Raw genomic sequence first — 23,787 nt, forward strand, 5'->3', positions numbered from 1 at the left:
CAGGATAGGGGAAGCACATGGACGAGGCCGCAAAAATTACGGTTGAGCCTGAAGTAGAGCCAGTCAAAGTTGTAAGCATTCACAGTACCGTCGTTGCAAAGCTAAATCTCGCAGACTATCAAAACGCAGTTCCAGTCATTAGGGAGCTGAGAGTCGTCAATGAAACGTCCACCAAGTACAACGACTTGGTATTGACCCTGACCGCCTATCCCGAGGTTTTCAAACCCAAGACCTGGCGCATTGATGCGCTGATGCCGGATGCATTTATGCCCATCCCCGGTCATGACCTTGTACTGGATGGGGTGTTGCTCGGGCGCCTCACTGAAGCGGAAAACGCCACTCTCACTTACACGTTAACCGCATCGGATGCTTCTGCTGAAGATGGTCGAGCCGAAATTGCTCGCTTGGATTTGGCACTGGAGTTGCTGCCTCGCAATCAATGGGGTGGCCTTTCTCATCTGCCGGATATGACTGCGGCGTTTGTTCAACCGAATGATCTTGCGGTGGAGCGGTTGCTCAAACAGGCGGCTGAGGTATTACGTCAAAGCGAAAAGAGCTCTGCCCTAGATGGATACACCGGTGGAGCGAAAAGAGCCTGGGAGCTGACTTCAGCCATCTGGGCTGCAGTGGCACGTATGAAGCTGGATTACGCACTACCACCGGCGAGCTTTGAGCAAACCGGCCAGAAGGTGCGTAGCCCAAGCCACGTTACGGAACATGGCCTGGCGACGTGTTTCGATCTTGCATTGTTCTTTTGCGCCGCAATTGAGCAGGCAGGTCTTAACCCTGTCCTGGTGTTCACCAAGGGACACGCTTTTGCGGGCTTTTGGCTTAAACCTGAAGAGTTTTCCACGACCGTCATCGACGACATCACGGCCGTGCGCAAACGCATAAAGCTCAAGGAGCTGATGCTGTTCGAGACGACGTTTGCGACCCAGCATCCAGTGCCGCCATTCACGTATGCCACAGATCGTGGCGAACAACTGATCGCAGAAGGGCAGGACGAAAATTTCCACCTGCTTTTGGATGTCCGTAGAGCACGTTTGCAACGTATCAAGCCCTTGGCCAGCGCCGACACGCAGGTTTCAAAGTTACCGACGGATGATGATCTTGCCGATGGGTCGGAGCTATTAGTCGGTATTGCGCCGGCGCTTCCTGATGAGGCGGTTACGGTCGAGGTGGATGAGCGTCAGCTCGACCCAAAAGATCGCCTGGGACGGTGGCAACGCAAGCTACTGGACTTATCGCTTCGCAATAACTTGCTCAACTTCAAGGCCGGAAAAAAGTCGCTGAAGCTTGAGTCTCCCGATCCTGCAGCTCTGGAAGATATCCTGGCCAGCGGTAAGAAGCTGAAATTGCTGACACGTCCAGAACTGATGGATGGGGCTGATCCACGTGACCAGGCACTGTACGAATTACGTGAGCGAGAAGATGTTCGTCGTCTCCACGCCCTGGACGCCTTGAAACGGAATGAGGTGTTTGTCGGCCTCTCCAGCACTGAAATGGAAGCACGGCTGATCGAACTCTATCGGGGGGCTCGAACTGCCTTGCAAGAAGGGGGCTCTAACACTCTTTACCTTGCTCTGGGTTTTCTCAGCTGGGAGCGAGCGGACAAAGGCGGGCAGAAGTACCGGGCGCCGCTTGTCCTTGTCCCTGTGACGCTTGAGCGCAAAAGCGCGCGCTCCGGTTTTTCGATGGTGCTGCACGACGACGAACCTAGGTTCAACCCGACACTCATCGAGATGCTTCGCCAAGATTTCGAATTGAATCTCGGGTCGCTTGAGACCGAGCTCCCTCGGGACGATTCGGGCCTGGATATTGATGCTATCTGGAAAGCGGTGGGTCGCGCGGTTAAGGACATCGCAGGCTGGGAGGTCGTGGAAGACGTCGTCCTGTCCATGTTCTCCTTTGCAAAATACTTGATGTGGAAAGACCTTGCTGAGAATGCCGAAGCGCTTCGCGAAAGTCCGGTCGTTCGGCACCTGTTGGATACTCCGCGAGATGCCTTCCCATCCGACATTACGTTCCCCGAAGATCGACGTCTGGACATCGACTTCAACCCACGAGAAGTGTTCTGCCCTTTGCCATCGGATTCCTCGCAGCTATCCGCTGTGATGGCGGCTTCGAAAGGAAAAGACTTCGTCCTGATTGGCCCGCCCGGAACCGGGAAAAGCCAGACCATTGCCAACCTTATTGCGCAATCGGTGGCTCAGGGCAGACGCGTGCTTTTCGTCTCTGAAAAAATCGCGGCGTTGGATGTCGTTTACCGACGTTTGCGCGAAGTTGGCTTGGGCGAGTTTTGCCTGGAAGTCCATTCGAGTAAGGCACGCAAAACTGACGTCTTGGCTCAACTGCAGTCGGCCTGGGATGCGAAGGGGGTCGTTGATTCCGCAACGTGGCATGCCGAAGCTGATCGTCTTCAGGCTCTACGCGAGGGCTTGAACACTTACGTTGAGCGGCTGCACCAGCGTTACACGAACGGGTACAGCATTTACCACGCGATAGGCGTTGTATGTGGCGGTGCATCCATTGCACCAATGGATATGTCATGGTCATCGCCACATGCTCATACCCGGGAAGAAATAACCGCACTGCGGGAGCTATCTGATCGTCTAGAGGTGAATGCCCAGGCCATCGGATATGGAGCACTTTCGACCCATCCTTTAGGTTTGGTTGGTCAGGGAGAGTGGTCGCCTTCCTGGCAGCAACAGCTGATTCAAGCTGCGCGAGAGGTACTTCCTGCCGCGCAAGCGGCTATTCGAGCCGCGGAAAAATTCAGCACTTCCACGAGTTTGCCTATACCCACTTTGGTGCCTTCTGTTTGCAATGGTCTTTTACTCCTTTCGTCAACGCTGCCGCTTGCGGCGGGTCATGATTGGCGATTCGTATTGCGGCCAGACGGCCGCATGATTGCGCAACGACTGTCTGAGGGTAGTGAGCTGATAGAGAAGCATCGCTTGCTCTGCCAGCAACTTTCAGCGGTGTGGCCAATCTCGACAGTCAACTCTGCTGAAAAAGGCCTCAACCTTTTGGGAAGACGCCGGGCTTTGCTTTCGCAACTCAGCCCAGCCTGGCCAGTACAGACGTTTGAGACATTGAGCCAAGCAATAGAAATGCTCGACTGTATTGCGGAACTCAAACAAGAGCTCTCCGTGACTTACACCGATATCGTCGAAACACTTGATGTACGCGAATTACTCGGAGATTGGCAAAGCGCAGAGCAGTCGTTCTGGCCCAAGTCACTGTTGGGCACGCGCAAAGTCACAAAGACTCTCTCAACAGCCGTCTCCGGTGATGCAGAGCCCGATGTGGCGAAAGACCTGCTCGTCTGGATTCAGATCCGTGACCTGCGCGAGAAGCTCGACACAATGGAGTTGGGTGAACACTGCACGCAAATTTGGGACGGCTCACTATCGGTTGCGCAGCATCTTAAGGCTGTCATTCAATTGCGCCAGGCAACGCTGTGCGTGACGGTGGACGAGCCTTGGACGGATATCGGGTTTGATGTAGTCGCTGAAGGCCATTGTGGCGAGCAGTTGAAATCAGACCTCGCTCATATCCGCTCTATTGTCCTGCTTGACCAGGAGCTTGCACCCTATCTTCACTTGAGCGACCTCACAGAGGGATTATGGGCAGGGCTTAACACCGACTCGGAACCGCTGTTCGCTGCCATCGCGTTTCAAACCTCGCGTCGTCAAGTGGTCGAGCAGGGTGAGCTCGAGGGTGATCATGACCCAGTGGCAGCGGGTCAATGCGGCAAAATCATGCAGGAGGATCTTGCGTTACTCAAGCAACGACTTCTCGTTGAGAAAGCGCTGTCGGAATTTGATGATCTGGGTGCCGTTAGCTCGGGGCTGTGGACGGGCCTTAAAACCAAAGTAGGCAAGGTCTCGGACGCGGTCGCGTTCCAAGGCAAACTAGCGTCAGCACTCGCTCAGCTCGGTACGACACCTGAACTTGTATCTGCGTATCGCAGTGCAATACAGGTGTTGCTGGGCGACGCCAATTCACTGCTTGAACCCGAGGGCATGGTTTGCCAATCAGGTGCTGAATTGGGTCGGTGCTTTGAATTACTCCGTCAGCGAGTGGATGTGTTGGCGACAGCAGGGCACTTCTCAGAATCAGGACAAGCGGACATCCAGCAATTTACGCTGGATGCGCTGCTGCAGCATTGCGAGTCCATGGTTCGATCTGAGCCCGGTATTCGTGCTTGGTGTGCATGGCGCAAGGTGCGTGAAGAGGCAGTCGGCGCGGGGCTCTCGAGCCTTGTTCAGGCTATGGAGGGCAATCTTGTTAAAGCCGGCGAAGTCCGCCTTTCATTCGAAACCAACTATGCGCGGTGGTGGCTGAACGCAGTCGTCGATAACGAACCAGTCATTCGCGGTTTTGTCAGCGTTGAGCATGAACAACGAATTCGGGATTTCAGAGCCCTGGATGATCGTTTCACTGCATTGACCCGGGACTGGCTGCGAGCGCGTCTCTGTGCAGATCTACCTAATCCGGAGACTGTCACTCGCTCTTCGGAGTGGGGCGTACTCAGGTACGAAATGGGTAAGAAGACTCGTCATTTGCCGCTTCGAGAGTTGATGTCCAAGATTCCAGATGCGTTGACGAAACTGACGCCGTGCATGCTGATGAGTCCGCTGTCCATTGCGCAATACCTCACACCTGGCGCGAGTGCATTTGACCTCGTCATTTTCGACGAGGCCTCGCAAATTCCGGTGTGGGATGCAGTTGGGGCGATGGCGCGTGGTCGACAAGTTGTGATGGTCGGTGACCCTAAACAGTTACCTCCAACGTCATTCTTTGATCGCGCAGAGTCGACGGCTGATGATGAAGACGTTGAAGCTGATCTTGAAAGCATTCTGGATGAATGTATCAGTGCAAACCTTCCGACTCGTCACCTCAACTGGCACTACCGCAGCCGCCATGAAAGCTTGATTGCTTTCTCGAACCAGCGTTACTACGAGTCCAAGCTCGTGACGTTCCCATCACCCGTGACGAATGACCGTGCCGTCAAACTGCATGAGATCGCGGGCGTCTATTCCAAAGGTGGTTCAAGAACCAATCTGATCGAAGCGCGTGCAGTCGTCGCTGATGTGGTTGCGCGTCTGCGCTCACCAGGTTTCCGGGAGAGCAAGCTGACCATTGGGGTGGTGACATTCAACGGTGAGCAGCAGAAGCTCATAGAGGACTTGTTGGACGAAGCCCGTCGTAACGAACCTTCGCTAGAGGCTTATTTTGCGGACACCGAGCTTGAGCCTCTGTTCGTGAAGAACCTTGAGAGCGTTCAGGGGGATGAGCGAGACATCATCTACTTCTCGACCACCTATGGCCGTGATCCAGCAGGCGTCTTGGCGATGAATTTCGGCCCTATTAACCGCCCTGGCGGCGAGCGTCGATTAAACGTCGCAATTACAAGGGCCCGGCACGAGCTATGCGTCTTCGCTAGCTTGCAACCTGAACAAATAGATCTCACGCGAACCCAATCGATTGGTGTACGTGACCTCAAGCACTTTCTCGAGTTTGCACAGCGAGGGCCTCGAGCACTGGCCGAAGCGGTCACCGGAAGCGTCGGCGGCTTCGATAGTCCTTTCGAGGAAGCGGTGGCTATGGCACTTACCAGTCGCGGGTGGCAGGTGCACACTCAAGTTGGTGTGTCTGCATTCAGAATTGATTTGGGCGTGGTCGACCCTGATGCGCCTGGTCGATACCTGGCCGGCGTGGAGTGTGACGGGGCAACCTACCATCGCAGCGCTACGGCGCGAGATAGAGACAAGTTGCGAGAGCATGTATTGCGTGGGCTTGGATGGGAGATTCTGCGCATTTGGTCAACGGACTGGTGGATCAATGCTGTTGGCACCGCTGATCTTATCCATGAACGCCTGACCGCTTTGCTCGTGTTGAATCGAGCTCAACGCGCCGGGCATGAAGCTCGGGAGGAGGCCGCCCGCTTGCTGGTCGAAAATGCAGTAGTGGAGGTCATTGAGGTGATCGAGGAGGTGACAGGTTCAGTCACTGAACCGCTGACAACCGATAGTGACAATGACGAAGCAAATGCCCCTCAGAACCAGCAATACGCTGCAGTCGCCTTGGCACCTCAGCCGGTGAGCAGCTCACAATCGCATTACGTTCCGGCGGAGGTTGTTTTCTATAGAGAGTCCGATCCTGCTTCGATTGTCCAAGGGGTGGATCCGGATGCGTTTTTTGAGACGAGCTACTCAGCCGTTTTGCGCGCACTTATCGAGTATGTGATTAACGAAGAAGGGCCTATTCTCGATGTGATTCTTGCTCGGCGAATTGCCAGGGTTCATGGCTGGGTTCGTACGGGTTCTAAGATTCGAGAAAGAGTGTCGGCGATGGCACAGAGCGCGCATCGTATGACGATCGATGATGTTGGGGAGTTCTACTGGCCGAGCCATATTACTGATGTCTCTTCCGTTGTCTGTCGGCGTCCAGCAGATGAGGCGAGTATCCGATCGGTCGATGAGATCTGTGGCGATGAGCTGGCATCACTCGCTCGAGAGTTTCGTGCCAAAGGGAAAGCAGGGGAGGCATTACTGCATGCGATGGCTAGAGAGCTGGGACTTCAGAAACTGACGGCGTCCAGCCGACTGAGACTCGAAAAAGCTAGCCTATAGATCAGGAAAAATAGACTCGTTTTAGGCCCAGGGTTAATGCGGAGATGTTAACTCTGGGTACTCTCAGTCAAGCGGGTTTTCATAAAAACAGGTGCTGTTAAGAGCCGCACTTATCTGATTTTTTCCAGAGATCATTCTCCCTTTGGTGTTCTGGGGATTATGGCAGGTCGAATTCCCGTACAGCTCTTAACCTCACTTCCATTCCAAGCCATCTACCGCAAACTCCATCGTGCGATTGCCTTCCTGGTAGAACTGAGCCTCGATGTAGATCTTGTCGACCTTACGCAGCTCGCTGACGAAGCTGTTGTAACCCTTGATGAAGATGTAGGTGCTGTTGTTGTCACTCGGCTCGCCGGCAGAGAACCGCTTTGGCTTGCCGTTCCCGAAGCGCACCGACACACTGCATCCGTTGTATGAGTTGCAGATGAACTGGCCCTTTTGTATTTGCAGAATAACGTCCTGACCCCAACGCGGGTGCTTGCGCAGTTGGAGCATTGCCTGTTGCGCTCCGCCGTAAGGGAAGTCGAACGACAATCTGTTGGTCGACTTAATGAAGGCTGTCGTGACCGGCTTCTGGCTCATTGAATCCTGCGTGGTCTCATAATCCCAAGCCTCTCCAGCAAGCCTGCGCTGCTGAAACTCACTGGCCTTCTTGATCTCATGAGAAGCCGCCGCGAGTTTGTCCGTGTACTCCTTGTTGCCTGGGTAGAGCGCCAGCAGGGCCTTAAAGATCGTCTCCTGGCTGGCATAGTCATCCTTTCCCAGTTGCGCGAGCTTGGCCTTTAGAGAGGCGGTCTGCTCGTCTCTGGTGATCTCCTTAACCTTTGCATCGACTTTAGCGAACATAGCGTCCACGTCGGTATCACCCAGACCCTTGTACTTTTGCAGCAGATTCCTGGCTTCAACGATCTTCTTCGCATCCAGCAACTGCTGAAACTGGGTAGTGATAGCTGGCTTGTTTGCAACCAAGTAGTCCGTATCCGCCTTTTTCTGCTCGATCTTCTTTTGAGCCGCCACCGATTCCGCCGCCTTACTTTCTGCGGTGATTTCATTCCTCACGTGATTGGAGAACAGGAGCATCCCTGCAACCCCAAGCACAACGGCGCCGATCACACGAAAAGAGGGCTGGAGATCAAACTGAAACTTGACCATGAGCATGTTGCATAACGGTGGCAGCAACAAAACGGTCGCGATCAGTAGTGGAATGGCAGCCACCGGAGCCTGGAAGATGACCGTAAGCGTCCATAGGGCTAAAGTCAGACCGAAGACCCAGTAGAGCAATGTCCCAATGAACGACTTGGCCTTATCAGCCAATGGCATAGGTTTAGGGCCAGCCGGCTGCGCCGGAGCATCGACCTTCACCGGGCCTTCAACCCAGGAGATCGGCTTACCCTCAGGGGCATCCGTCTCGTCGATATCGAAAACCATTGGGGCCGGTACTATCAACGGCGATGCGCAATGTGGACATTTTCCTTGCTTGCCGGCCATCTCTTTCGAGACTTGTATCGGCTTGCTGCACTCATCGCATTTGAAATTGATCATGGTCATCCTTGAGTGGTACTAAACCCAACACTTCAGGTTAGATGATGGCTATATGCCGGTCAATTGAAGCTGTTTTTCGATTCCTTTCCAAAGTGTTACCCCCTGGGACTTATGTACATGGCTCATTAGGCGCTTACACCAATGCTTTCTGTATCGATTTCCCTATAGATGAGTCATCGCATGCTTGGATGGCGGTGCGCTATCATCGGGCAATCTGTGACGAGCACGCTTAGGAGACAGGGATGTTGAGTCGTATAACGGTTTTTTTTCGTTCCAAATATGAATCCGTCAGCGCTGGCATCCATCGTGTCATTGGGCAGTGCAAACGCTACTGGACAGCCCTCGTCAAAGCAGTGCAAGCCGCACGTGATTTTTTGGCAGTGCCTGGCAGTACAAATGTCTTCGAACCTCTGACCCCCGTTCTGTTGGAACCTCGGTTGTCGCATCGCTATGAGAGTGAGTTACTGAGCGCTCTAAGAAATGACCAGGTTCGAAATATTGCCATCACAGGTGAGTATGGTGCCGGTAAGAGCAGCGTGATTCGAACCTTTGTCGAACGCCATCCTGAACTGGAATTCGCGTTCATCTCACTAGCGGCCTTCGGCAAGGATCTGGACAAAAACGCTGACAGTAAAATGCGGTTGGTAGACGCCGCTGGCAGTGCATCCATTCCAATTGCTTCTGATCCAAAAAACTCGGAGAAGAAAGTCGACTCGGATCTTTTGACGCGAATTGAGGAAACTATCGTTCAGCAGCTGCTGTACGCGGTACCGTCAGAAAAACTCCCCAAGACGCGTTTGAAGCGAATCATCCAGGCGTCATTGCCTGTCATTTGGTTTCGAACCATTTTCTTCATCTTGCTGATCGTAGGCGCCCTGAGGCTGTACTTTCCAGCAGCTGAGAAACCACCGAAGTTCGTCCCGGATTGGTTGCTTGCGTGGCTTTCGATGATTCCGGATTGGCTGGCCGTGATCGTATTGGTGGGCGGTGGCTTATACATGATGTTCAATGGATTGAAGTTGATCTCGTTGTTCAGCATTGATGGTTTCACAATCAAGGGTGGAAAGCTGGAAACGACTCATCATGGCTCCGTGCTTCACAAGAATGTCGACGAAATCATCTACTGTTTTGAGCGCAGTAAGATCGATGTTGTGGTGATCGAGGATCTGGATAGGTTTGGTATTCATGACGTGTTCACGCGCCTGCGCGAAATCAATTTCATTATCAAGCAGTCACCGCAGATCAAGCGCCGTATTTACTTTCTATACGCGCTACGCGATGAGCTGTTTGCCGTGGGTGAGAAGACAAAATTCTTCGATTTGATCATCCCGATCATCCCTGTGGTCAACTCTGAAAATTCCCGCGAGAAGCTGCTTGAGCTGCTTCGCGAGCGCCAATTCAATGGTGCCGAGCTATGCGCAGGGCTTGATTATCCATTGCTCGAAACCGTTTGTTATTTCATTGATGACATGCGATTGATCAAAAATATTGTCAACGAATTCGACATGTTTTCCACCATTCTTGGTGCTGGCTCTGGCTTGAAGCTTGATCCGAACAAGCTGTTTTCGATCATCGCGATCCGCAACCTTCACCCTAGCGAATATGCCCACCTGGTAAAACGGCGGGGAGCTATTTACGAAACCATTCACGGTTTCGGTGAGTGGCGAATCCGGCAGTCCAAGCACTTAGAGAATGCCTACCAGGCTTTGCATGAGGAGCGAGAACGACGGGTGCAGGAGCTCGCTAATAGTACGGCTGAGCTTCGGGCATATGTTTGGCTTGAGCTTCTGAAAAGATCTGGTGTTTCCGGCGCAACGCATATTCAGCTGCCAAGCGGCACTCAATTTACGTTGAACGACTTTGTTAGCGATAATGTTTTTGAAGCAATTTTTGCTCAAAACACTTCGTTGACAATGGGCGCCATCGACCGGTATGGACAGTTCAACCATCCGTCAGCGGCTGTTGGTTCAAAGGAGTTGCTTGCATCGACGTCGTACGAAAAAAGGTACGAACTGCTCCAGCGTACGCTTGTTGATATTGACCATGAGATGGCCGAGCGGCGAATAGAGTCGAGCCGGATCAATCACCAGACTTTTCGGTCTGCCGCTAGAAAAAGCTACGGCGAAGTCATCATTGAAAAACTGAATGGCTTGGATGTCGTTATTTACCTGATGCGACATGGTTACTTCGATACAGATTACACGGATTACTTCGGTTACTTCTACGCAGGATCCCTCACATCTGAAGACAAAAACCTGATCCTGGGCCTCAGAGGTGGTGTCTCCCCAGACGTGGCGACTGTGATCAGTGCTCCAAAGATGGTCGCAGAAAAGCTCGATACAGATGACCTCAGCGATGGCAGGGGCACCATAGTTGCGCTGATCGATTACCTTGCTAGCTGCCCATACAACGAACCCAGCATGAAACATGAGCGCAACAAGCTCGAAACCATTCTCAGAAGTGGGCTTGAAATTCACCGGGACAGGATGGCCGAGGCGACAGAGATATTGATTTCGGGCCCGAATTCGACTCGATTTGTTCAGGCTGTTCATGCTATCGAGCCTGGATTGTTCCGTGCGCTGCTGGTGAAGGATGATCGCTTTGAGTCTGTGGTATCAAAACAGACTCTGATATGCGCGATCATGGACGGCTTGGAGGTTGCCCAGATTAGGCAGCTTGATCTTCAACCGCACACTCAAATACACGATGCTATTAAGGAACTTGAGGATGTTTCGCGCTTAATGCCGGGACTTGAGGTGGACGAGAAAGGGTGGTCTTGCCTCAGGGAGCGACCAATACGGTTTAGTAATTTAGGTGATGCCATTCACCTGGATGACCTCAAAAAGTTGATCAAGTGGCGTTGTGTTGAACTCAACCTGCACACGCTCTCATTGATTTGCCGAAAGGCCCAAGCTCCATACGCGGAAAAAGTCGAAGCTACCTATCTGGACAAGTCCGATCACGGTGCCAACCTCGTAACTTACCGCCGGCTCAAGGCGCTGGAGATTGAGGGCCTTGATGAACAGTTGCTCCAGATGCCTGAAGATTTAGCAGATACTCTGCTGGCTCAAGTGGGTGTGTTGGAGGAATCAGCCGAATCTCTTTCCACATTGCTGTGGGCCATCCACCAGACGTCAGAGTCAGAGTCAGAGTCAGACACTTTGGATCAGCTATTTGACCGCGCGGTATGCAGCTTCGAGTACCTCGAAGGGGTACCTCAGCCGCTATGGACGAAGGTGCTTTCAGCTGATCGAGTCTCAAAGAAGTCAGAGGCTGTTTGGACGTTCTTCGACAAAGTACTCTTGGCAAATTCAGACGAGAATGGTTGTGAGCAGAAGGACATGGATGCCTTCGCGAGCTATATCCAGAAGCATGCACAACAGCTACACAAGGATCTATGGGCAATAGAAGATTCTCTGCACCAGGATCTGCAGAAGTATCTACTTGCCTCAACCGGAGTCGATAACGAAACCCTCCAAGAGCTTTTCGCGGGGCTCGTTCTTAATGACCCAGCAATCCTGGACGGCTCATTCGGGTTGCTTCCGAAGGAGCGCTGGGAAATGCTGGCAAGCTCTACCTTCTTGGCTTTCACGCCCGAGATCCGCCAATCTATACAGGGCTACAATCCGGATTTGGATGTGCCTTTCCTTGTCGCGCATTGGGAGCAGGCACGTGAGCAAATTGATTTCTCGCAACTGCCGATCGACATGGTGCTGAAGCTCAGCAAGAGTCGTGCGCCGACTCTGGATGAGAAAATCAATCTGTGGGTGGGCTTATCGGCTGAGGCCTTTGACGCCTGCAAAGAGGCCGCCGAAGAAATTGCTAAAGTCTGCGCGTTGGCTAACCGACACACATCCAGCTTCCCCTTGTCGTTTGTTCCCTTGCTCAGAAAGCTTGCAGCTCTAGACGGGTTGTCTACGGATCAGCGAGGGGAAATGCTAATCCAGTGTTTACCGGCGAGCAGTTGGGGAGAAACGCAGTACCTTCTGGGTTTATTGCGTGATGAAGGCTTCAAAAGGCTCGTGCCAACCGTCAGAAGGATCGAGGTGCCCAACAGTGATCTCAATAGGCGACTGCTTGACGCTCTTCAAATAAGAGGCTTCGTTGGGACGGTGACTACAAAAGCTGACGTTTTCAACGCGACAACCAGACCCAGTGAAATGAAGGACTTGCTAGCTCCATAGTAAATTGGGTGGTAAATATTTCAAGGATGTGCTGATACGACTGTCGACGCAGCGAGCAAGTGAGAACGGCAACTATTGCCGCATCAGTGGAGGCGTGCCTGACTGGCGCAAGGTGTTTGAGCAATAACCGTCAACTAGGTATCAATGCGATAACCATATTCTTAATTAAATTTTGACCCTGAAGGCTAAATTATTTGACACAAGTACCCGTAAATCCGACCGACATTTCCGAACATAGACAAGTGAATAAAGTTGAGGGCAAACCGTATCGTACCGGATTTCTCAATGCATTTTGGGGTGGCTCCGATACCAGTGATCCTCGAGTATTACTTCGCGCTAGACGTGAAAATGTCCTCTCTAGCTCGCAGAGCCTTCATCACTACACTTCGCTCTCCGGATTAAAAGGTATCATTGAAGAAAATGGCTTTTGGGCTTCAGACAATCGGTTCATGAATGATGCCGAAGAAAGCTGGAATGGCATTAAGCTGGCGCGCGAAGTCTTGCAGCATAAGGCGAAGCGCTCCAGTGAGCCGGCGTTCGCAAGCATACTCCGGAATGTCGACGAGCTACTCGCTTCACCAAGGCAGTATGGTCATTTGGTCGCGTGCTTCTCAACTGCTCGCGACGACTTAGGGCAGTGGCGTGGCTATGGCGCGGGTGGCGTGTGCCTGTGCTTGGGTACGGTTGGCGAAGCAGAAGCCCCGCTTTTCTTTGGCCCAGATCATTTGCCGTACAAAGCGATCTACGATGACTTACGAAAGCGTGTGCTTCTGCTCTCAGTATTAAGAGGCTTTGAACGCGAGTACGCTCTTGATCGCATTGCAATGGCTTCCAAATGGCCGAACAATCACGATGAGCATTACACACAGCAGCTTCACTTAAAGATCTCTGGCTGCATTCTCGGCTTCAAGGATCGGGCCTTTCAAAACGAAGCCGAGGCTCGGATAGTTCTCTCGCATCAACAAGTCGATAGTTACGAAGGCGGCCTAAGGTTTCGCGTCAGTCCGCTTGGAATTATTCCGTATCTCCGCACTGGTGATCACCTCGCCATTAAGAAAGACGGTGGTCGGCTACCTTTGCGCGAAATCATTGTGGGGCCAGCGCCACACCAGGAACTGGTTGCTCAGAGTGTGGAGACCTTTTTAAGGCAAAGTGGTTACGCTAACACAACTGTCAGCCTGTCTCAGGTGCCCTACCGGACGCCCTAATCGCACGGACTTGAGCAAGTATCGAGCGATTTAGCAAGCTCACTCGCTCACCAAAATCACCAGTTGGTGACCGAGTCTGCTTTCAGCAACTTGGTCGACGTAATCGCGCGCGGGGGAATACCGTGTAAGCGTCTGGTGAAGGCATCCGACCCGGTTAGGTTAGGTGACTTCGCCGGACACTTACTGAAGTCGAGCGTTCGGTAATCTATCTCTAAGCGCTTCGTGGCGGTTACGGTTCAACTGCGAGGCAGGACGCTGACGTTAATTCAAATTATAGTTTTTGGTGTATTGTTAGGCGACTAACTACCCAGAGAACGACCATGTCAAAGCTCGCAGAATTCCGTCAACTCGAAAAACACCTCGCCGAACAGCTCGAAGCTCTCGAAGCCCTGAAAGGCGACGCTGGCCTCAAGAAAGAAATCGAATTTGAAACCAAGCTGCGCGCTCTGCTTGCCGAGTACGGCTACAGCCTTCTGAACGTGATCAACCTGCTTGATCCGAAGTCTGGTCGTCGCGCTCCAGCTGCCGAGTCCAAAACCGGTAGTCGCAAGCCTCGTCAGTTGAAGGTTTATAAAAATCCTCACACCGGCGAAGTCGTCGAAACCAAAGGCGGCAATCACAAAACGCTGAAAGAGTGGAAAGCAGAACACGGCTCCGCGACTGTTGAGTCCTGGCTGACCAAGTGATTTTGGTTTGAGTACAAAAGGGCCTGGAGGCCCTTTTTTATCGGCGCCTACAACTCATCTATGCATTCCCATCGCACGCCTAAGTACTCGAAGGATATCGAGTGCAGACTGGTCAGTAATGCAGCCCGGATTCTGGTCGAACATGTGTGGCGCGCCGGGGTAAACATGAAGCTCAACGGCTACACTAGAGCGAGACAATCGCATAGCAAACGCGACGTCCTCTTCGAGGAACAAATCCAGCGCCCCTACCGATAGAAAAGTGCGTGGCAAATCACTCAGGTCTGTGTGCAGGGCAGGCGAAAGCAAACCAATCCGCTCATCATCAAGCGCGTAATTTCCGCGCAAGCATCTCCAGCAAAACTGGTTGGCTTGGGGCTGCCAGCCAATTATCCCCGTGGTGCTGTTCTTGTGAGGCGAGTCTGCAGTGCCTGAGCGGTAATCCAGCATCGGATAGATCAAGACTTGTCCCGCGATGGGATATGCGCCTCGGTCACGAGCCAGAATAGCCAGAGCTGCTGCCAGGCCTCCACCGGCGCTGTGCCCCATGACGACTAATTTGCGGGTGTCGATATTGAGGACTTTTCGATTCTCGAATATCCAGCCAAGCGCCGTGTAGCAATCTTCAAGGGGAATGGGGAAGGGGTGCTCGGGTGCAAGGCGGTAATCAACAGCGACTATGAACGCCTCCAGTTCTTCGGCCAGATCGGCCAAATAGTCGTCTGCCATTTCAGGCTGCCCGAGTACAAAACCACCGCCGTGGATATACAGGATCACAGGAAAAGTTTTGCGCTCTGCCGCGACAACGGGCTTGTAAAGACAAAGGCGCAATCGCTCCCTGTCGTGAGCTGTTGTCCATACGGATTCACAACGCGTTTGTCCTGACGATTTGAACGTCGCATGGACACGATTTCTGATGGCAGGCAGCGTATCCAGCGTCCAGGCTTCTGCGCCAGGAGTCAAAAAGCTTCGGAACGCTGGATCAAGCAGTTCATGTGGTTTCAACGTTCCGCCCCTTTTTTCTCACGTGAGGAGGCGCCTCAATTCGAAGCGCTCTTCACGATGAACTACAACAAGATGGAGCTACAACCAGGCTTTGATTTGCGCACAAACGGCCGGTGTTGAGATGCCATACCGATCATGCAGCGTCGGTAGTGCGCCCGCGTCCAGGAATGCGTCAGGTAAAGCGATTTGCCGGAAGGTAGGCGTCACTCCATTACGCAGAAGTAACCCGGCAATAGCCTCGCCCAGTCCACCGATTATCGAGCTGTTTTCGGCTGTCACCACTAGGCGTCCGGACTTGCGGGCTTCGGCCAGGATGGTCTGTTCATCAAGCGGCTTGATGGTGGGTACGTGCAGCACTGCAACATCAATCCCATCCGCCTGAAGCTGCTTTGCCGCTTCCAATGAACGCATGGTCATCAGCCCCGTAGAGATGATCAGGACATCGTTACCAGTGCGCAGTGTCTTGGCTTTACCGATCTCGAATTTGTAGCCGTACTCGTCCAGTACCAACGGGACATTGCCACGCAGCAAACGCATGTAGACCGGGCCTTGGTGAGCGGCGATTGCAGGCACGGCCTGCTCTATTTCCAGCGCGTCGCACGGATCGACGATCATCAGGTTTGGCATTGCGCGGAAGATCGCCAGGTCGTCCGTGGCCTGGTGGCTCGGGCCGTACCCGGTGGTTAGGCCGGGCAAGCCGCAGACAATCTTGACGTTGAGGTTTTCCTCGGCAATCGCCATGCAGATGAAGTCATAGGCGCGACGGGAGGCAAACACGGCGTAGGTAGTGGCGAAGGGCACGAAACCTTCCCGGGCCATACCTGCAGCCGCGCTCATCAGCAACTGCTCGGCCATGCCCATTTGATAGAAGCGATCCGGATGAGCTTTGGCGAAGATGTGCAGGTCGGTGTACTTGGACAAGTCGGCGGACAGGCCGACGATATCCGGGCGTTGATCCGCCAGCGCAGCTAATGCATGCCCAAAAGGTGCCGACTTGGTGGCTTGGCCTTCGGAGGCAATGGAAGCGATCATCGCCGAGGTAGTCAGGCGCTTTTTGATCGGCTCGGCATTCGAAGTCGGCGTGTTAGCGGCGTTGCTCATTGGTCTTTTCCTTCTTCAAGGTAGCTCAGTGCCAGATCCCACTCGTGTTCTTCCACGCGGATGAAGTGGGTCTTCTCGCGGGTTTCCAGAAACGGCACGCCTTTGCCCATTTTTGTGTCGCAGATAATCACGCGGGGTTGGGCGGTTGGATGATTGCGCGCGGCATCGAAGGCGGCGACGAGAGCATCAAGGTCATTGCCATCGACGCGCTGAGTAAACCAACCAAATGCTTGCCAGCGATCGACGATGGGTTCGAACGACAGGATTTCACTGGAGTAACCATCGGCTTGTTGGTTGTTGACGTCGACGATCGCGATCAAGTTGTCGAGTTTCCAATGCGATGCCGACATCACGGCTTCCCATGTCGAGCCTTCATTCAGTTCACCGTCCGACAGCAGGTTGTAGACGAAGGAGGATGAACCCTTACGCTTGAGGCCCAGGCAGGCACCGACCGCGATGCCCAACCCCTGACCCAGCGAACCACCGGTGATCTCCATGCCAGGGGTGTAAGCGGCCATGCCCGACATCGGCAAACGGCTGTCATCCGAACCATAGGTTTCCAGCTCATCGAGCGGGATGATTTCGGCTTCGATCAAGGCCGCGTACAGCGCAATCGCGTAGTGACCGATGGAGAGATAGAAGCGATCTCGCTGTTCCCATTCAGGATCGTCAGGCCGATGGTTCATGGCGTGAAAGTAAGACACCGCCAGCAGGTCGGCAGCGCCGAGGGCCTGCCCAACATAGCCCTGTCCCTGGACTTGGCCCATTCGCAGCGCATGGCGGCGAATGTTGTGTGCGCGTTCAACCAGGGTCGTGGATGAAGCGAATGAAGGATTAGTAGTCATGATGAAACTCCGTTAACTCAACGATTGACCAGGGCGGCGGGAATGCGCAGTACCAGGGTGGCCCCGGCGAACAGGACGCCGGTGATCAGGTACATGCCGATGGCACTGGAGCCGGTCATTGTGGTGATCCAGCCAATCAGATAAGGCGAGCAGAAACCGGCGAGGTTGGCGAAGCTGTTGACCGCCGCGATGCCTGCCGCCGCCGATACGCCACCCAGCAGCGTGGTGGGCAGCATCCAGAACAACGACGTAGCGGACAGAATTCCGGACGCAGCCAGGCAAAGACTGAGGATGGACAGGGTTGGATTTCCGCCCATCAACGCCGCCAAGCTCAGGCCGATAGCACCGGCAATCATCGGAACAATGAGGTGCCAGCGGCGCTCGCGATGTTTGTCACCACTTCGTCCCACCAGAAGCATGGCGGCGATAGCACAGAGGTAAGGCAGGCTAGTCAGAAATCCGATGTGCAGAGGGTCGGAAACGCCTGAATTACGTACCAGGGTGGGCAGCCAGAAGGTGATTGCGTACTGCCCCATCACCACACAGAAATAGATGGCAGCCAGCAACCACAGACGACGATCACGAATGAATTCACCGACTGAGGCATGGGTGACTTTCTGCTGATCGTCTTCAGCCAACTCCCGAGTGATCAGGGCTTTTTCTTCGTCATTGAGCCAGGTGGCCTGATGCACTCCGTCTTTGAGGTAGCTCAGTACCAGAAGACCGACAACGACCGTGGGTACAGCCTCCAACACGAACATCCATTGCCAGCCTGCCCAGCCATGCATGCCGGCGAAGTGATTCATGATCCAGCCGGAGAGGGGGCCACCCACCATCCCCGACAGAGGAATGGCGATGAACCACAACACGGTCATGCGTGCGCGACGATAGGATGGAAACCAGTAGGTCAGGTACAGCAACAGGCCAGGCGCGAGACCGGCTTCGGCAATGCCTAAAAGAAAGCGAAGGGCGTAGAACTGCCAGGCGGTTTCGACGAAGGCGAACAGAGCGGAAACGATGCCCCAGGTGATCATGATGCGCGCGATCCAGACCCGTGCCCCGACCTTGTGCAAGATGATGTTGCTAGGCACTTCACAGAGGAAATAGCCGATGAAGAACATGCCGGCGCCAAGCCCGTAGACCGTTTCGCTAAGCGCTAGATCGTTCATCATTTGCAGCTTGGCAAAGCCGACGTTGACGCGATCAAGGTAAGCGCACAGGTAGCACAGCATCAGGAAGGGCATCAAGCGCCAGGCCGTTTTCCGGTAGGCGTTGGAACGCACGGTCGAAACCGCTTCGAGCGACAGAGTAGTCATGATGGTCTGATCTCTTGTTTTTATTGACTGCCAGGCCATGAGACCCGGCTACGTCATCGATCCAGAACCGCACGAGCCTCAAAGGCCCGCCCAGGCGTACTCAATGAATCAGCATGCCGCCGTTCACATCTAGAGTGATGCCTGTGAGGTAAGAGGATAGGTCGCTGGCCAGGAACAGGGCGGCGTTGGCGACATCCTGTGCTGCACCGAGTCGGCCCAGGGGAATGCCGTCGATGATCGCGTGGCGGCGATCGTCCTGCATCAGGCCACCGGTGATGTCGGTGTGAATCAAACCGGGGGCGATGGAGTTGACGCGAATGTTGTCCGGCCCCAGTTCGCGTGCCATGGCTTTGCCCAGACCCAGTACACCGGCTTTGGCCGCACTGTAATGAGGGCCTCCAAAGATGCCGCCGCCCCGCTGAGCAGAAACGGAAGACATGCACACAATGCTGCCGGAAGATTGTTGGCGCATGTGCGGAATCACGGCCTGCGACATCAGTAGGGTGCCGCGCAGGCTGACGTCCAGCACCTTGTCGTAGTCTGAAGGGCGGATGTCCAGAGTCTTGAGTGGCTGAGTAATGCCGGCATTGTTGACGAGGACGTCGATGCGGCCAAAGTGTTCGATGATTTTGGCAACGGCCTGCTGAACCTGCGATTCGTCAGCAACGTTGGCCGCAAGACCGAGATGACCTTCGCCCAAGGAAGCAGCGGCATCACGGGCAGCGGATTCATCCAGGTCAAGGATCACGACGTGAGCGCCTTGTTGCGCGAAAGTGGTCGCTGTAGCGCGGCCAATGCCACGGGCAGATGCGGCACCGGTGATGATTGCGACTTTGCCTTGGAGAAGCATGGAGGAGTACCTCAAATTGTTTTTATTGGGTCGATCCGTCAAGAACCGATGACTCAGCTTGTTCTCAAGGGATGGTCTGAGCAATAACGCGAATGTCACTCGATGCTGAAAAAAATTCAGCACTCGTCAATGCAGTTGTCAGGTGATTGAATGAAAGACAAATCCAATAATCGTAAAAATGCAGTGGGGGTGCCATGCGCACAGATGCTGATACACCAATTATCCTGCCACCGCTGAGAGCAATTCAGGCCTTCGAGCAAACGGCGCGCTTCGGGAATGTTGCCAGGGCGGCGGAAGTATTGGATTTAACGCCATCAGCTGTGAGTCACCAACTGGCCAAGCTTGAGGGGATGATAGGCAGGCAATTATTCGTTCGAGCGGCCCGTGGTGTCTCCCTCACTCCGGTGGGGGAGCAGTACCTGAAAGAAGTCTCCGGGATCCTACATAGCCTTGCAGTGGCAACCGAACGCGCGGCCAGCGATGTCAGTCTCGATTGTCTGCGGCTGCACTCATCGCCCAGCTTCGGCCTGCTCTGGTTGATGCCGCGATTGGAAGCATTCCGTGCAAGTCATCCCGATATCCAGCTCAACTTGTCATGTTCTTACGAGTCACTGCACTTCAGCCGGGACAAGATTGATGTGGATATCCGCCATGGAATGCCCAATTGGCCAAGCTATGAGGTTCGCACGGTTCAAAATGAAAAATTCGCCGTACTGACATCACCGAAATTGCTGACGCAACGACCTGTCCGAGTGGCGTCGGATCTACTCGATTGTGATTTGGTACTGTCTGAAGCCACACTGCTGAAGTGGCCACAATGGTTCGCCCAACATGGTTTGGCTCGACCGGAAAGACCCTACACGTTGAGTTTCGACCGATCCTATATGTCACTTGAGGCCGCCAGCCATGGGCTTGGATTCGCGTTGGAGAGTACGCTGCTCGCGCAAAAGTACCTCGCGTCCGGAGCGCTAGTAGAAGTTGCGCCAGAATCCCTCAGCGCTCCAGTGGCCGCTCACCATTTAGTGTTTCCAAAGGCGCATTCCGGCTTTCCGCGTGTGCGGCGCTTTTTAGAGTGGATGGAAAGTGAGTTGGGACATGAGTTCGCGTACTGAGCGGTGCCGAGATGGAACGCTAGAGAGGGATACTTCTTCGTCTTGGACTGAGCGTTGAAAGAGCATCAATTGTTGATCTCTCAGAGAGCCACACCATTCAGCAAAAGGTGTATTCAGCACTTTTCGCCTATGCGCGACCTGGCCTCACGTAGTGCCGCCTTCAGCTCGCCGACGAGGCATTCCCACGCCTCTTCACGTATTGGCTGCTGCTTAGCAATTTCCTGATTGCGTAGGTGAACCGCGATTAGCTAAACCACTAGCGCGGGGTGGGCTGAGTACCCTTGTCCTGTAATGTGAGACTGGTACTGCGAACTCCGGCATTGATGTAAAAATCATCTCCCATATTATGATATTCCTCCTAAGAAACTATGAGGGGTTTCCGATGGACGCAGGCAAAGGCACCGCATCATTAGAAAAAGCCTTTGATCTACTCGAAGCTATCGGGCTAGCACCTGAGGGACTCGATAGTCAGCTTCTTGCTGGCCGAGTAAATCTTCCGCGCTCAACGCTTTACAGATTACTTGGCCTACTGGTCGATCGCGGGATGGTTCGGCGCGATCCAACAAGTAAACGCTACCGTTTGGGTTTCCGTTATTTGGAGATGGTTCGGGGTGCTTGGTTGGAACCAGATTTGGTAGCCGCAGCTAGCTTCGAACTGAGATCGTTGCGAGACCTTACTGGCGAGACCGCATATCTTGCTATCCGAGAGGGAGATCAAGTTCTCTCCCTTGAACGTTGTGATGGTGCTCATACTCACCGCTCCGCCGCTGCCATGGGCCAGAGCAAGCCGATGTATTGCACAGGTCAGGGCAAGGCCATCCTGAGCGCCATGGGTGAGGGTGAACGCCGTGACCTCATCAAACGCATGCAGTTGGTACCCCTGACCCCTCTGACGATCACTGATAAACATCGACTCGCTATCGAAGTTGAAGTTACCCGCGCGCGTGGATATGCCATCGATGATGAGGAAATCGCGATGGGCATTCGGTGTGTAGCTGCCCCTGTCGTGGATGGTTCGGGTCAGGTACGTGGCGCGTTGAGCATCGCAGGCCCTGCCTATCGTCTGGATCGTGATCGCCTTGAGCTGATCGGCCCAGAGGTTGCGGCTTCGGCGCAGAGGGTTGGCAGTCAGTTGGCAGTGCGGCAAAACCCCTCGAATCCCGATGTCTTGCAGCCTCTCAGTGACCGGTGGGCTTTCCTGGGAGGGCTGCCGAGGTGGAGCGAGCGGGAGTCGTGTCTCTATTGGGCCGACAAGTTAGGGCCCGCGATTTATCGCCATGACGATAAAGGCACCGAGAAGATCTTTCAGTCTGAGCGGCCAATCAGCGGCATGGAGCTGACTTCCAATGGCCTGTTCGTGGCCGCTGACGAGGAGTTCTTCTTCATCGTTGATGGGGCAGTCAGATCCCGAGGTCACTACGGCTTCGGTGCCCCCGCGTGCATTTGCACTGATCGAGATGGCCGGCTGTGGGCGGCGACTAGAATGAGCGGCGGAGCGTGGAAGGTTGGCGAAGTGAAACGCGACGGAACGCTCAATAGCCATTGGCAATTTAGCGAAGCTGTCAGTGCACTTGCTTGGGATTCTCAGAATGGCCAGCTTTTTGCGCTGGCTGCCGATTCAGGGACGATCTTCCGACTGGAGCGCGCAGGGCAAGTCCGTAGATTTGCGACGCTTCCAAAGGGTTCTGGTTTGTTGAGCGGCCTGGCTGTGGATGAAAAAGGAAGCATCTGGACGGCGCTCTCTGGCGGTTGGAGTATCGTTAAATTCGACCGAGAAGGGAATCTGGAGCGGATGTTGGGCGTGCCTGTCTCGTCACCCACGGATCTCTGCTTTGGAGGCGTTGATGGTGCCTCCCTGTTTATCACCTCGGCGCGCCAGGCGGTCAGCCGTGATGCGTTAAAAACAGCGCCTTGGTCGGGCACTGTCATGAGCACGCCAGCAGATAGCCGTGGTACCCCAGCGGCTATCACGCGTGGGCCAGCTTGATCCTATTTCAGCGCGAACGTGTATGAAATGATGGCGCGATTCTCGTCGCGTCGTCCTGTGGCATCTCCCTGGATTTCAACGTTACGCAGGCGCAGTGCCAGGTTTTTTAGTGGGCCGCTTTGAATCACATAGCTCACGTCGATGTTCCGTTCCCATTCCTTGCCTGGCTGGCCCTTCACTTCGAAGTCCTCACCGTGCACATAGCGCGCGAATGCGGTCAGGCCTGGCACACCCAGACCTGCAAAATCGATGTCATAGCGCGCTTGCAAAGACCGCTCGCCAGCACGATCAAAGCGCAGCACCTGGATGGCATTGGCAACTCCTGGCAGGTCGGTGTCGTGAAGGAAAGGCAGAGCACTATCCCCCGCGTTGTATTGATAGCCTAGAGTGACCTTCTGAAAACCGTAGGCTGCGCTCACCAATCCAGATGCCATGCGGCTGTCCAGGTTACCGGCACGCGCAGTGCCACTTTCATCGCTGTCTAAATAGTTGAGGGTGCCAGACAGTCTCCAGCCGGCTACGTCTACGAACTTGGTTCCTGTGTAGAGTACTTGCTGATAAACATCTTCAAGGCGTCCGCCCCATATGCCGAGTGACATGCTGCTTTCGGGCGACCAGGTACCGCCGACGTAGTTGAAGCGATCGCTGGTGACGTTGAGGTAGTTGCCGGTCTGCATGGCGCGCGAACCGCTGAACTCTCGATAGTTGACCTGCCTCATCTGGCCGAGGCTAAAAGTGAAATGGTCGATCTCGTTGCTGTCGAGCATTGCACCTTCGAAAAACTGAGGAAGCAGCCGGGAGTCGCCGGCATAAACCAATGGGATCTTCGGAAAGAGTCCACCCACCTTCAGTTCAGTTTTGGATATCTTCATTTTCACTGCGGCTGTTGCTTCGGAGTACTCATCGACCGATCGAGGATCTGCGTTACGTGGCCCGCCCGCGCGATCGTAGGCACCCGGGAGGAGGGCGCTACCGCTACGATCCGGAGAAGAGTCCAGCTTTAGGCCCAGTCCTGCGTACATGTCCACCCCAAATCCAATCGGCGTGTCGGTGTAACCAGATTGAGCCTTGAAAATGAATCCTTGAGCCCACTCCTCTATTTTCGATTGTGCAGGAGCCGTCGAATCGCGCAGGTCATGGTTGTAGTAGAAGTTTCGTATCGTCAGCGCTGCTTTACTGTCGTGGACGAAATCCGCTTGGGCACAAGTAGGGATGAGCCCAGATGCAACCAGGGTAATAAGTGGAACGGAAGATGAGCGGAGCTGGCAACATTTCATTCTTATTATTTTCCTTAGGTGGTCGGCATTGCATTG

At 54.1% G+C, this 23,787-nt stretch carries 13 protein-coding genes; 6 read left to right on the forward strand and 7 right to left on the reverse strand.

The window, feature by feature from the left end:
* The first annotated feature begins 17 nt into the window (after positions 1–17).
* On the forward strand, positions 18–6,641 hold the full coding sequence (locus PSJE_RS00105) for a DUF3320 domain-containing protein (RefSeq protein ID WP_090455958.1): 6,624 nt from the start codon (positions 18–20) through the stop codon (positions 6,639–6,641).
* A 192-nt stretch (positions 6,642–6,833) separates the two neighbouring features.
* Here the strand turns inward: PSJE_RS00105 and PSJE_RS00110 are convergent, their stop codons facing one another.
* A complete protein-coding gene (locus PSJE_RS00110) occupies positions 6,834–8,183 on the reverse strand; it encodes a hypothetical protein (protein ID WP_090455956.1) in 1,350 nt (449 codons plus the stop codon).
* Between the two features lie 242 nt (positions 8,184–8,425).
* Here PSJE_RS00110 and PSJE_RS00115 point away from each other — a divergent pair, with 242 nt between their 5' ends.
* The 3 genes from PSJE_RS00115 to PSJE_RS00125 all read left to right on the forward strand — a co-directional run bounded on the left by PSJE_RS00115 (position 8,426) and on the right by PSJE_RS00125 (position 14,261).
* Positions 8,426–12,367, forward strand: coding sequence for a YobI family P-loop NTPase (locus PSJE_RS00115; RefSeq protein ID WP_090455954.1), 3,942 nt, complete (start codon positions 8,426–8,428; stop codon positions 12,365–12,367).
* A 242-nt stretch (positions 12,368–12,609) separates the two neighbouring features.
* A complete protein-coding gene (locus PSJE_RS00120) occupies positions 12,610–13,575 on the forward strand; it encodes a hypothetical protein (protein ID WP_139212712.1) in 966 nt (321 codons plus the stop codon).
* A gap of 320 nt (positions 13,576–13,895) precedes the next feature.
* The gene (locus tag PSJE_RS00125) at positions 13,896–14,261 is read left to right on the forward strand and encodes a histone-like nucleoid-structuring protein, MvaT/MvaU family (RefSeq protein WP_090455951.1); all 366 of its coding nucleotides are present in this window, start codon (positions 13,896–13,898) and stop codon (positions 14,259–14,261) included.
* A gap of 54 nt (positions 14,262–14,315) precedes the next feature.
* On the opposite strand, the gene PSJE_RS00130 is transcribed toward PSJE_RS00125, so the two are convergent.
* The 5 genes from PSJE_RS00130 to PSJE_RS00150 all read right to left on the reverse strand — a co-directional run bounded on the left by PSJE_RS00130 (position 14,316) and on the right by PSJE_RS00150 (position 19,375).
* Positions 14,316–15,263, reverse strand: coding sequence for an alpha/beta hydrolase (locus tag PSJE_RS00130; RefSeq protein WP_090455949.1), 948 nt, complete (start codon positions 15,261–15,263; stop codon positions 14,316–14,318).
* Between the two features lie 78 nt (positions 15,264–15,341).
* Positions 15,342–16,364: a transketolase family protein gene (locus PSJE_RS00135; protein WP_090455947.1), complete on the reverse strand. Its 1,023-nt coding sequence runs from the start codon at positions 16,362–16,364 to the stop codon at positions 15,342–15,344.
* Complete coding sequence (locus PSJE_RS00140; RefSeq protein ID WP_090455946.1) at positions 16,361–17,209, reverse strand: transketolase; 849 nt, start codon at positions 17,207–17,209, stop codon at positions 16,361–16,363. Before PSJE_RS00140 ends, PSJE_RS00135 begins: the two co-directional genes overlap by 4 nt.
* A 17-nt stretch (positions 17,210–17,226) precedes the next feature.
* Complete coding sequence (locus tag PSJE_RS00145; protein WP_090455944.1) at positions 17,227–18,525, reverse strand: MFS transporter; 1,299 nt, start codon at positions 18,523–18,525, stop codon at positions 17,227–17,229.
* Positions 18,526–18,625: 100 nt separating this feature from the next.
* Positions 18,626–19,375 (reverse strand): SDR family NAD(P)-dependent oxidoreductase, encoded by a 750-nt coding sequence (locus tag PSJE_RS00150; RefSeq protein WP_090455942.1) that lies wholly within the window; start codon positions 19,373–19,375, stop codon positions 18,626–18,628.
* 194 nt (positions 19,376–19,569) lie between these two features.
* Here PSJE_RS00150 and PSJE_RS00155 point away from each other — a divergent pair, with 194 nt between their 5' ends.
* Together PSJE_RS00155 and PSJE_RS00160 are read left to right on the forward strand one after the other, a co-directional pair.
* Positions 19,570–20,487: a LysR substrate-binding domain-containing protein gene (locus tag PSJE_RS00155; protein ID WP_090455940.1), complete on the forward strand. Its 918-nt coding sequence runs from the start codon at positions 19,570–19,572 to the stop codon at positions 20,485–20,487.
* Between the two features lie 382 nt (positions 20,488–20,869).
* Positions 20,870–22,474, forward strand: a complete 1,605-nt coding sequence (locus PSJE_RS00160) for an IclR family transcriptional regulator domain-containing protein (protein WP_090455938.1) — start codon at positions 20,870–20,872, stop codon at positions 22,472–22,474.
* A 2-nt stretch (positions 22,475–22,476) separates the two neighbouring features.
* Here the strand turns inward: PSJE_RS00160 and PSJE_RS00165 are convergent, their stop codons facing one another.
* A complete protein-coding gene (locus PSJE_RS00165; protein WP_090455936.1) occupies positions 22,477–23,751 on the reverse strand; it encodes an OprD family porin in 1,275 nt (424 codons plus the stop codon).
* Positions 23,752–23,787: the final 36 nt, after the last annotated feature.

It is taken from the genome of Pseudomonas jessenii (assembly GCF_002236115.1).
Classification (GTDB): Bacteria; Pseudomonadota; Gammaproteobacteria; order Pseudomonadales; family Pseudomonadaceae; genus Aquipseudomonas; species Aquipseudomonas jessenii.